Raw genomic sequence first — 10,587 nt, forward strand, 5'->3', positions numbered from 1 at the left:
GCTCTGAAACTGGCTAACCAGATGGCAACTTTGCGTTATGCATATCAGTAAGGTATTTGGGAGAATTTAACGATGTATACGAGAACTTATGTCTTTGAATCGTCTGAAGGTCTAATCGGAGATATGTACGTCCTGTCCATGCTCGAAGGCGAACTTATGTACCTGAAGGCCCGTAAGAATCTTAATCTGACTGAGCTGCAGCAGTTTAAGCATCCATACACAATCAATGACGCGCTGATGGACGTTGCAAGTCGCCTTGGCTATGCAACCACCTGCGGACGTTTTTCATCTTCAACCTTTACCGACATGCTGGCCGGCCTCAATACCCTTGGTAAGGAGATCTGCCAGTGTTCCTGGGATTATGGCACTGACGAAGGCAGCAGTTATGCTCAGATTTATCTTGCTGAGCCCGACTGGGATACCTCGGAAACCGCCATCTGATTTCAGAAAACACACTTAACCCTTTGGGGGATTTAACTCCCTCACGGGCGTTGATCCCCCAAATTTTTCAGGAGGATTTATGACGCCCTTTTTACGCCCCGCATGTACTGCAGATGTTAATTATACCGTCACCCAGAAGGCAACCGTACCGCATGAACAGTGGGTCACCTTTGTTCTAGCGATTACCGAGGTTTTCTGGCAACTGCCTAAGAATCTTCGTCCCTGCGATCCCACTAAGGGTACGCAGGCGGAACGGTCATCGGCGCTTTTTCCGGATCCGGAAATGTTTCTTTTCTCCGGCATGAATGGAGATGACTTTACGGACCAGAGTGTGCTGATAACACGTCTCCGATCCAACAGTACCGATGGCAAACTGGATGTTATCGCCCCACATGGCCAGCCGGTTGATTTTTTCACCCGCCTCGTGCTGGTTCTGCTTTATAACCACTGCGAAGGTTGTTTTGAGATTACGTCCTCTGCAGGTGCTGCCAGCTGGTCATTACCCGTCCGCTGGCTGTGTCGTCATAATGCAACGCTGAACCTGACATCACCGGAGTCCTTCAGGGATGACAATGTGTTTAACGGCACAGCCGATGAGCTCATGCTGACGATGATGTCCGGAGCCGAACGTATCGTGACAACGCAGGAGTGGCTGCTTATCAATGAATTTGAATACAGGCTTTACGGCCTGAGAAGTTCACTGGAGTAGTTCACTTCCGGCTTAAAGCCGCAGCCATTTAACCCCGAAGGGATTTTATCCCGCCGGGATGAGATCCCTTTCAGTCTCTAAGGCGATCTCATGCTTAATTTTGACAATGCGCAGCTCTCACAGCTGTTCAGGGAAACTTACCACCACGCTATGTCCGCCACGCTAATTATCTGCCCGCAGGAAGGTGTGTATCTTGAATTTCAGCGATTAGGACCCGGTAAGCTTTTTCCCCGGCTGAACCGCATTTATCCAGTGGGGTTCAGGGGAGGCAGCACCGATCCTGGCGTACTGGCTGAGATGTACTTTGGCGGTGGCTATTCAGCGCATGCGCTTGATACAGGCGGAGCTGAATTCTTTTATGAGCTCAGCAGCGACGAGCGCGTAGTCGTGCTTGGAACGCGTGAAGCCTTTCGCCTTGTTCGTGGTCCTGTTCAGTGGGTAAGCGTGGCAAAGCTGCGTCAGTTCACTGAGCGGCTCGACCGGATGCGAATGGTGCATTTCCCGGCGTGCTATGACAATGGAGAGCGTGCACACTGGTATGTATCAGCCTCAAATTTGATTGAAGAGGCGGCATTTATCGGATGTAAGCGGGCCAGACATAGCGATAAGCTCGAATTCTCCTATGCCAGAAGCGCTCTGGAAAAACTCGTTAACATCGTGAAAACCGACGGTTCAATTCTTACCGTCGTTTAACCAACCTGACCCCCTGGGCGTATTTCTCGCCCACTGGGGGAGGGATACGCCCTTTTTTTTACTGAAGGAGTATCCCGTGAAGAAACCAATCAAAGCGCGTCGCGCAAAGAAAACAGAAACCGTCGATCTTTATCAGAAGGTAACGGATCGCATCGTTGAAGCACTTGAGAAAGGCGTAGCTCCATGGAAAAAACCATGGCGCACGACACAGAAGTACGCTGCCGCAGGCCCGCTGCCGGTCAATGCATCGACGGGGCGCGCCTACAGCGGTGTTAACGTTCTGCTTCTCTGGCTTGAGGCCGAAGAGAAGGGTTACAAAACGGATCGCTGGGTAACGTATAGACAGGCTCAGGACATGGGCGGCCAGGTTCGCAAGGGTGAAACCTGTGCGCAGGCCGTTATCTTCAAGCCTTTTGAAAAACAGGCTGAAGATCTCAGTGGAAACCTGCGTTTCGATGCCGAAGGTAATCCGCTGATGGAGTCGCGGGTGATGATAAAGCCCAACTTTCTGTTTAACGTCGATCAGTGTGACGGGTTACCCGAATCTGCTGTTGATATACCGCATGCCTCTCCTGATGAAGATGAGCAGGGCGGGCTTCACTGGCCGACCGAACAGCGAATAATGGAACTGCTCGATGCCGCAGGCGTGGCTATCAGCATTCGTTTACAGGATCGCGCCTACTATAGCCCGGCTACCGACAGAATTGTAATGCCGGAGGCGAAGCAATTTTTTACCGAGGCCGATTACTGGTCCACGCTGCTGCATGAGATGGTGCATGCATCAGGCCATGAGAAACGGCTCAACCGCGAAGGCATAACCAAATCATCCAGAAAATTCGGCGATCCGGTTTATGCATTTGAGGAGCTGATAGCCGAAATGGGCAGCGCGTTTCTCTGCGCCCAGCTTGGCGTTTATGGCGAGGTTCAGCACGAAAGCTATATCGACTCCTGGCTGAAGACGCTTAAAGAGGACAAAAAAGCCCTTTTTCGTGCCTGCCGGCACGCGAGAGAAGCGTCAGATTTTTTACTGCAGTCAACTAAAAAAGCGGCCCAGGCTGCTTAATTAACCAACCCGGCGGCGTTTATATCGCACGTTGCCATCCCGTGAGGGCATTATTCCTCACGGGATGATGCCCTCTTTTTTTACGTGAGAGGAAATCAACCATGTCTGACTGGTGCAGAAATCATTTTGAAATTACCGGTAAATCTCCACTTCTGGCCGTTGCAGAGGAATGGATAAAAGGTGAAACAGAGCCTCTTTACCGCCATGCCGTTATGCAGAGCATAAAACTTTTCCTTGCGGGCTGTGGCGGCCTGCTTCGGCCCGTTAAAACGGCATCTTTTTCACCCAACCCGGAGCTTATAAAACTTGGGATCGGGCAGAATACACTGGCTAATCAGGCATACGAACAGTGGCTGGAATATCTGAAAAAAGACGTCCCTCTGGACGGTCATCATCTCCGATTGATAAATCGTGTTTATCATCAGTCGGGTATTGGCGCCATAAAGTGGGAAAGCATTCCAGAGTTGTCGCGTAAACAGATTGGCAGGCTCATAGAAGATCGGTATGCCGACTGGTTTGGTGTGGCGTCTCTTTCGCGAGACATTGACTTTGCGTTGTGCTGGGAAAAACTCGGACAGTTTCCCGAACGATCCCAGCCCTGCGATCTGCTGCAGATTATTCCCAGCCGGCTTGCGGCTGAGATAAACGGTAGCGGTGGATTGTTGGCCGGTATGTCTACGGCAACCAGTCTTTACTGTCGGCTGTACGGAATGGAATGGCCCGTCGGCCATAACGTCCGCTTTCAGCGTGAAGGGATAAACAGCATAAAGCTGTCCTTCGACTCACCCTGGTTTCCGCCGTCTGGTGAATCAGTGGCCGCTCTATCGGCAATGTTCGATTGCGAGGTTCGTCACTGGTATAGCGAGCCCGCCCATGAACTTGAAGGTTTCGATTGCTACGATCGGGGGCAACACGTCAGCAGTGGCGAAGTCACCATTGACGAACTGGCCGCAGAAGTTGAGACAGTCGTTCCAGATAATGTGGATGAACCTGAAGCCGTAGACAGCGCGCAGTCATCGTTAGCCGCTTCATATCAGGAGGTCAGGGTATGAAAAATGCAGATGAATATCTGCGATGCCGAGTGGTCTCAACGGCTCATCTAACGTCTCTGGACAACGAGTTGCTCGATGAGATTTCTAGTCGGCGTGATGAGTGGGGGCCTGGTGAATGGATCCACTATATCGGTTGTGGCTACATAATCCGGCTGACCGTTTCTTCAAATCCGGTTTTGAGGCTTAAGACAGAGGGACTGTCAAAAAGCGTTCGCCGGCTAATCGTCTCACTGATGAAGCATGATGCAGTGGAGCTCCTGATATTTGAATCAGGCGCACCGCGGGTTGATGGTTTTGAAGTGAATGACTGGTAAGTAAACCCACGGGTCGTTAATCGCGGCCCTAATACCCTGAGGGGAACACTCCTCTCAGGGCGTGTTCCCCTTTTTTTTGGAGAACACGAATGACCATTGAATACAAAAAAGCGTTTCTGAAGCTGTTTCAGGTTACAGCGACCTACCATAAGCGCCACAAGGTATTTGAAGACTTTGTCAGCTGCTCCGCTATTGCCCTGCACAATGGGGTTAGTTTTGATCAGGAGCTGGAAAACCGCTACCTCCGCATAATCGCTGGCTATGAAAAGGAGGATGTCAGCAACATGGCTAAGCTGATGGGGCTTGTCGTTATGGCGCTTGAAGCAGAACGTTGTGATTTTCTGGGTAGCGTATTCATGGAGCTGAATATGGGAGACAAATACCGGGGCCAGTTTTTTACGCCTTGGGATGTTGCCCGTATGATGGCTTCACTACAGCTTCACGGTATAAGCAAATGCTTTCCGGATCGCGACTTCATCACCCTACAGGAACCGGCGAGTGGTGCCGGATGCATGGTGATTGCTTTTGCCGAAGAGTTTGCTCAGCGTGGATATTCTCCACATGAACAGTTATGGGTGTCAGTAACTGACGTTGACCCGCTGGCTGCTGACATGTCTTACGTCCAGCTGTCTTTGTGTGGCATACCCGCTGAAGTCATTACCGGTAATGCCCTGACACTTGAACGCAGGCGCACAATTTACACGCCCGCCCATTACACCGGCAGATGGTCAGTTCGCCTCAACGAATATGATCAGAACGCTGCCTGAACCATAACGCCTCCTTGGAGGCGTTTTTATTGTCCGGTATCTGGAAAAAGGCTGAAGAAGAAAATATTCAATTTCAACATTCAGTTTATGGTCGTTTATCGCCCTGAAAACTGGCAGCCTTGTGACACCGCATTGTCAGAGGTTGCCGAGCTATGTCTTTTAAACAGACTCCCGAACAGGAAAGAATCATTACGTGGACGGGAAACAAGCTTGTCGTGGGCGCGTTTGCCGGAACCGGAAAAACATCAACGCTTGAAGCGTTCGCCAGAGCGAACCCAGAGCGGAGAATGCTGTATCTGGCATATAATCGTGCCATCCGGGATGAGGCTGAACGTCGTTTTCCTTTCAATGTTGAATGCAAAACGTCGCATCAACTTGCCTGGCCCCAGTTCGGTCGTTTCTTTCAGCATCGACTAACAACGTCTCTTCGCATAACCGACGTTGCAAAGCTGTTGAACTCAAGATACTGGCCTCTTGCAAAAGTATGCCTCACTTCGCTGAATAACTTCCTCTACAGTGCTGATTTAGCCCCATGTCTGGCACATTTGCCTGATGAAAATGATCGTAGTGGCCTTGATGCCGGCAAAATTTTGGGTGCCGTACAAGTTTTATGGCGAGAAATGAGCTGCTCAGATTCCCGCTTTCCCGTCACACACGATACCTATCTGAAGCTATATCAGCTTTCAAATCCAGACCTTAGTTTGAAATGGGATCTCATCCTTTTTGATGAGGCTCAGGATGCAAATCCCGTAACCAGTTATTTTGTGCTTAATCAAAGATGTAGCGTCATTCTGGTCGGTGACCAGTATCAACAGATTTACCGTTTCAGGGGTGCTGAAAATGCTCTTAATGCAAGTGAGCTGGCAGACGCAGATCGACTCTGGCTAACAAACAGCTTTAGGTTCGGACCGGCTGTAGCAGAAGTGGCAAATGCACTATTGAGAGAGGCAGGAGAAAAACGAAAAGTCACTGGCTGCGGTGGCGGAGACATTATTGCTGATACGATTCCGGAAGATGCAGAGCATCATTGTGTGATCAGCAGAACGATAGCCGGCGTTATTTGGGCAGCGCTTACGGCAAGCCTTGCAGGGAAAAGGGTCTTCTGGATAGGCGGTATCGAAGGATATCGGGTCGAGGATCTGGAGGATTTATATTGGTTCTCAGTTGATATGCCTGAGCGAATGCAAAAGTCGCTGCTTACTAAAGATTACAGGGATTTTGAGGAGTACAAAGCGATAGCAAAAACTACAAAAGATGCAGATATGGGGCAGGCTATAAAGCTGCTGGAAATGTACTTTCCACTTCCGCAGAAACTCGTGATTCTGAAGCGACAGATAGCACATAACGAAAGCAAGGCGGATTTAACAGTAGTAACAGCTCATCGCAGTAAGGGGCTGGAATGGGATACGGTCGTTCTTAACGACGATTTCAATGACATCAACAATCCGCTGATAAGCGCTGAAGACAGAAGAGACGAGCTGAACTTGCTTTACGTTGCATCGACACGAGCCAGAAAAACGCTGATTCTCAATGAAATAGTTAGAGCTGTTGTCAAAAAAAAACCATAAATTTCTCTGTATAGCTCTTATGGACCAATACCAACTTGTTCAGGAATTCAGTATGTTAAACAAGCTGAAAAATTTATTTTCAGGTAAGGGTACAGCTGAAGACAGTTCAGCAAAAAAATCCCCTTCAGGATACTTTACTCCTTCCACAGGCGCAGAATTGCTGGCTCTGCCGCACCGAAAAAAGCTTTTAAAACAGCTCTGGGATAACACGTCACTTCCTGAAAATGTGTATGAAAGACTTTATCTGGAACCCCTCAGAACGCTCGCTCAAGCTACCCAGAATGTCCCGGCCACTTCTGCTGGGGAATGGAGCTCAGAAGGCGGATATCTTGATTTGACGATCAAGTTTACAGCTTACAGTGTCAGATTAGCGAAGGGGTATATGTTTCCACCCGGAGCTGCTCCTGAAGAGCAGGCGGCGCAAAATTCTTTGTGGAATGCTGTGATTTTTTGGGCGGCGTTATTCCATCATCTGCCATTACTGGCTTGCTTCGAAGGCGAGCTTTTGGATGGCAGTTCCTGGCCTCCCGGGGTTAAAGCACCAGACAGTATTTTCAGATTCCGAAATATTGCTAAAGATGCCGGCAATGCCAGCGGACAGTCATTGGCTTCATTTATCGCCACCCGACTTTTGCCGCAGGACGGAGTTTTATGGCTTTCTTCCAAACCTGCAGCTTTTGGTGCAATGACTCTTCTGATGCATCAGGGGATAAGTGGAATACCTTTAATTGAGGAGATCCTTGCAAAGGCAATGGAACTGGTGCACTCACCTGAACTGCGTGCTCCTGGTGTTTTAAACCACACAATGCCTACAGCGGAAAGTCATCCTTCTACGAAGGAGACTTCGCCGATTGCAGGCTTAGAAGATACGCTAAGTCTGATAACGTCAGGAGCAAGCCTCGAGCCTGCAATTGATGAAAGCATTGCGAAGGGCCAGCAACCTGGCTCGATATCATCAGGGGAGGAGCTATCTGCTAATCCAGGGCTTGCAAACAATCTGGATGCTTTGCTTGCATCGGCTTTATCACAATCTGAAACTGACCTAAATCTGGTCCCAGAAAAGCTGCAAAAGGGCATAGAAAATACAGAGCCAGAGCAAAAAGTGCCGGAGGGCGCTGCGCTAGCTCAGGAGGACGACACTGCTCTTTTACTTAGCATGTTCGCTGTTAATAATGATAATGATGACAAAGGATTAGACACAAATCACCATGCTGAAACTCCTATTCAAGCACCCGACTTTTCGGATGATTCTCAGGGCTCAAAACTGGAGCCAGCACCTTCCCTTAAGGAGGCATGTCTAGCCACTGATCCTACAGTAATAAGCAATAATTTAGACTTGGAAGATACTGCAAACCAGGGCGAACCACTGGAAATTTGCGTTAAGGAAACATTAGAAGATGAAACCCTTTCATCTGCTATTGAAGGCTCAAAAAATAATATAACTAACATTAATGATTTAGGTCCTCAATTTATCGCATGGCTATCAGAATCCATTGAAAAGGGAGATTTGAGTATCAATGAGAATGAAAGCTTAGTACATACTGTAAGTGGTTTTTTATTCGTATCTCTACCTGATACCATATTTAGGTTCATTAATTATAATTCTATTGAAATAGATAAAAGAAAAGTACAATCATCAATTGAAAAGATGGGTATTTTGCATTCTAAAAATGACAGTCGTTTTTTCAGGGCTCGTATTTATGAAGAAGCTGAATTTCAGGGGAAGTTTAAGAAGAAAAGCGGTTATATGTTAAAATCTTCAAAGGTGTTAGGGAGGGGTGAATTGCCATGCGGAGATGGTAAATATATATTTATAGATATTTAGTTCATAGGGAATCCGAACGGATTCCCTTGATGTCAGTTAGCCAGAGCGTTTTTTACGACCTCTGGAATAGACGGACGCCCATTAACAAGGCAGGTTGCTATAAATACAGCCTCTGCATACACTGAACCATTAACTATTATCTGCTGAACGAAGTTGATACGGTTCTTTTTCTCATTTTCAGCAACGGAGCATGTGACCTGCATTTCATCACCTTTTTGCAGGCTTTTCTTGAATTTCATCGTGTACTCAAGAATTATGTGCATTCTGCCTTCAGTGAACTCCTGCTCAAGATCCAGTCCCAATTGGTCTTTCATAAACGCATGGCGCGTCCATTCCATATAGAATGGATAGTAAAGTCCGTCAACAACACCCTGAAAATCAACGTGTTTTTCGTCAACAGTAAAGTTTTTAGTGTACATTATAAATCCTTAAAATAATTCAGAAGCGCAAAGCGCATTGGGAGCATCAAATTTTCAAACTCCTTTTGCGATGTGTCTTCTCCAGTGCAGACATTAAGGGCCATACTTACATTGTCCTCAATGCCGTAAATAAAGCTTATGCCATGATAAATATTATGCTCGCGACGTTGCTTATCGATAATATTGTCTTTGTCAATCTTAAGGGCTTCATCCCATATAACAGTGCTTACATCACCCTTTCTTATCTTGGTTAATTCGATGCCTATCTTTATCAAAAGGCTGTCTTTATATTTGCCTTCATAATAAAACTTGTTATCCCAATTTGCATAACCATTGCTCTGGTGAGCAGAGATGATGTTATTCTCTACAAGTAAGGTAGATACGTAGGTGGTTCGCTCAAATTTATCTAAAAAGTTAATCACCTCGTTACTGCAACGATGGAAATTAATTTTTATTTCTTTTGAATCCACTTTATTCTTCGACACTCTATAACATTCTCTTTTTTAATGTTTATTATTTCTTTGCCTTGAATCTGAATCGTATCTTCATCCAAAACTAAGATAACCCCTATCTTTATGCCATCAGTATGTCTGATGTAACATAACTTACCATTATTAGGGTCGATATTTATCTCGTTAGATACAATGCAGAACTCTCCGAAATTGACGTAAGGCTCACCGTAGACGCCGCCAATTTGTATTAGCTCAACGTTAGCCAGCTGTCGGCTTGCAAGAATAAAAAGAGTGTCTTCGTCTAGCGTGGTGTATTCAGCAAACTGGGGAGGAAATCCTTCGCCGCTTAAGATCCATTCCGTTTCAACATGCAGCCCGTGATTGTTGAAAAATTCAACAATCACATTGAGTGCCTGGATTTTTTTGACAGGAAAAGCACTGCCGGCTTCCCAGCGTGTGTAAGAAGTGTAAGACAGGTCCAGTTTTTTCTCGTGAACATAGGCAACTAACTCCTGAGGAGAAGTGCCGGTTGCAGCTCTACAGCATTTAAGCCGCTTCCCAATCGTATCTAACATGCACACACCCTGAGGCTAATTAATTCAATGATTTTAAAGGAAATTTATAAGCTTTAAAGGTAAATAAAAAACGTACGAACGTAAAATAATTGCGTTTTTTCCATCAGCAATGTTAATATGTAAACACTAAACATATTTAGTGTTTAACATTATCATAATATTGCTCTTTCTTAACACAAACCTGTTTGAGCGAGGGTTAGCGCGGTTTACACGACAGCGCATTAAAAATTTCAGGGGCTCAGTTCGTTTTCATATGGAATTTTATTTATGGCTAATTCCACAACAAAACTTAACAAGGAGTCAGTAGCTATGCCCTCGCTCGAGAATGATAAAAAATTAGCCCCTCTGGTTTACATAGGTCCCGCAAGACGAGTCAAAACTGAGCAGGCTGCTATGTCAGTGGGTTCTGCGCTCGGAAGAGTCATGACGTCATCAAAGCTCGTACAAAGCCTGATAGACCGTTATTTAGATATCTACGTTAACGAAATAACGGCCCGCAAAACTAAATAATCTGATTGTTTACTTCATTATATCTACCTGACGGTGGAGGGGATTTTCATGCCTGAAAAAGCTACTGATATACCTTTTTCGACTGAGGCAGAACAGTGTGTGCTTGGTGCGCTGATGCTGGATAATGATCGATGGGATGACGTCAATCTGCTGCTGAGGAAGGAAGATTTTTTCATTCCCGGGCACCGTGCCGTTTATA

Annotated in this window: 13 protein-coding genes; 10 read left to right on the forward strand and 3 right to left on the reverse strand. The window is 46.7% G+C overall.

Annotated features, from left to right (window positions below; all coding sequences use genetic code 11):
* Positions 1–72: 72 nt before the first annotated feature.
* From RTK32_RS12950 to RTK32_RS12990, 9 genes are all read left to right on the forward strand, one after another.
* Positions 73–441: a hypothetical protein gene (locus RTK32_RS12950; protein ID WP_312044562.1), complete on the forward strand. Its 369-nt coding sequence runs from the start codon at positions 73–75 to the stop codon at positions 439–441.
* 79 nt (positions 442–520) lie between these two features.
* Positions 521–1,150: a hypothetical protein gene (locus tag RTK32_RS12955; RefSeq protein WP_312044564.1), complete on the forward strand. Its 630-nt coding sequence runs from the start codon at positions 521–523 to the stop codon at positions 1,148–1,150.
* A 90-nt stretch (positions 1,151–1,240) separates the two neighbouring features.
* Entirely contained in the window at positions 1,241–1,843 is a 603-nt protein-coding gene (locus RTK32_RS12960) for a hypothetical protein (protein WP_312044566.1), read from the forward strand.
* A 76-nt stretch (positions 1,844–1,919) separates the two neighbouring features.
* Positions 1,920–2,906, forward strand: coding sequence for a zincin-like metallopeptidase domain-containing protein (locus RTK32_RS12965; protein ID WP_312044568.1), 987 nt, complete (start codon positions 1,920–1,922; stop codon positions 2,904–2,906).
* Between the two features lie 101 nt (positions 2,907–3,007).
* A complete protein-coding gene (locus RTK32_RS12970) occupies positions 3,008–3,958 on the forward strand; it encodes a DUF1281 domain-containing protein (RefSeq protein ID WP_312044570.1) in 951 nt (316 codons plus the stop codon).
* A complete protein-coding gene (locus RTK32_RS12975) occupies positions 3,955–4,272 on the forward strand; it encodes a DUF5983 family protein (RefSeq protein WP_312044572.1) in 318 nt (105 codons plus the stop codon). The genes RTK32_RS12970 and RTK32_RS12975 overlap by 4 nt, the downstream gene beginning before the upstream one ends.
* A gap of 89 nt (positions 4,273–4,361) precedes the next feature.
* Entirely contained in the window at positions 4,362–5,039 is a 678-nt protein-coding gene (locus RTK32_RS12980) for an SAM-dependent DNA methyltransferase (RefSeq protein ID WP_312044574.1), read from the forward strand.
* 152 nt (positions 5,040–5,191) lie between these two features.
* The gene (locus RTK32_RS12985; RefSeq protein WP_312044576.1) at positions 5,192–6,607 is read left to right on the forward strand and encodes a UvrD-helicase domain-containing protein; all 1,416 of its coding nucleotides are present in this window, start codon (positions 5,192–5,194) and stop codon (positions 6,605–6,607) included.
* 52 nt (positions 6,608–6,659) lie between these two features.
* The gene (locus RTK32_RS12990) at positions 6,660–8,432 is read left to right on the forward strand and encodes a TraI domain-containing protein (protein ID WP_312044578.1); all 1,773 of its coding nucleotides are present in this window, start codon (positions 6,660–6,662) and stop codon (positions 8,430–8,432) included.
* A gap of 32 nt (positions 8,433–8,464) precedes the next feature.
* Here RTK32_RS12990 and RTK32_RS12995 read toward each other — a convergent pair whose 3' ends face one another.
* From RTK32_RS12995 to RTK32_RS13005, 3 genes are read right to left on the reverse strand one after another with little or no spacing between them, the layout of a single operon-like run.
* A complete protein-coding gene (locus RTK32_RS12995) occupies positions 8,465–8,851 on the reverse strand; it encodes an acyl-CoA thioesterase (RefSeq protein ID WP_312044580.1) in 387 nt (128 codons plus the stop codon).
* Positions 8,851–9,321, reverse strand: a complete 471-nt coding sequence (locus RTK32_RS13000; RefSeq protein ID WP_312044582.1) for a hypothetical protein — start codon at positions 9,319–9,321, stop codon at positions 8,851–8,853. Before RTK32_RS13000 ends, RTK32_RS12995 begins: the two co-directional genes overlap by 1 nt.
* Positions 9,303–9,878 carry a hypothetical protein gene (locus RTK32_RS13005; protein ID WP_312044584.1) on the reverse strand — a complete coding sequence of 192 codons (576 nt, stop codon included), beginning with the start codon at positions 9,876–9,878 and terminating at the stop codon, positions 9,303–9,305. Before RTK32_RS13005 ends, RTK32_RS13000 begins: the two co-directional genes overlap by 19 nt.
* A 558-nt stretch (positions 9,879–10,436) precedes the next feature.
* Here RTK32_RS13005 and RTK32_RS13010 point away from each other — a divergent pair.
* Positions 10,437–10,587, forward strand: a 151-nt coding sequence (locus RTK32_RS13010; RefSeq protein WP_312044586.1) for a DnaB-like helicase N-terminal domain-containing protein, incomplete at its 3' end; no start/stop codon positions are given.

It is taken from the genome of Erwinia sp., assembly GCF_031978025.1.
Taxonomy (GTDB): Bacteria; Pseudomonadota; Gammaproteobacteria; order Enterobacterales; family Enterobacteriaceae; genus Erwinia.

Bases quoted from the DNA above. Each gene is read 5' to 3' on its own strand.
- RTK32_RS12950 (WP_312044562.1), top strand. From the start codon at position 73: ATGTATACGAGAACTTATGTCTTTGAATCGTCTGAAGGTCTAATCGGA.
- RTK32_RS12955 (WP_312044564.1), top strand. From the start codon at position 521: ATGACGCCCTTTTTACGCCCCGCATGTACTGCAGATGTTAATTATACC.
- RTK32_RS12960 (WP_312044566.1), top strand. From the start codon at position 1,241: ATGCTTAATTTTGACAATGCGCAGCTCTCACAGCTGTTCAGGGAAACT.
- RTK32_RS12970 (WP_312044570.1), top strand. From the start codon at position 3,008: ATGTCTGACTGGTGCAGAAATCATTTTGAAATTACCGGTAAATCTCCA.
- RTK32_RS12975 (WP_312044572.1), top strand. From the start codon at position 3,955: ATGAAAAATGCAGATGAATATCTGCGATGCCGAGTGGTCTCAACGGCT.
- RTK32_RS12980 (WP_312044574.1), top strand. From the start codon at position 4,362: ATGACCATTGAATACAAAAAAGCGTTTCTGAAGCTGTTTCAGGTTACA.
- RTK32_RS12985 (WP_312044576.1), top strand. From the start codon at position 5,192: ATGTCTTTTAAACAGACTCCCGAACAGGAAAGAATCATTACGTGGACG.
- RTK32_RS12990 (WP_312044578.1), top strand. From the start codon at position 6,660: ATGTTAAACAAGCTGAAAAATTTATTTTCAGGTAAGGGTACAGCTGAA.
- RTK32_RS12995 (WP_312044580.1), bottom strand. From the start codon at position 8,851: ATGTACACTAAAAACTTTACTGTTGACGAAAAACACGTTGATTTTCAG.
- RTK32_RS13005 (WP_312044584.1), bottom strand. From the start codon at position 9,878: ATGTTAGATACGATTGGGAAGCGGCTTAAATGCTGTAGAGCTGCAACC.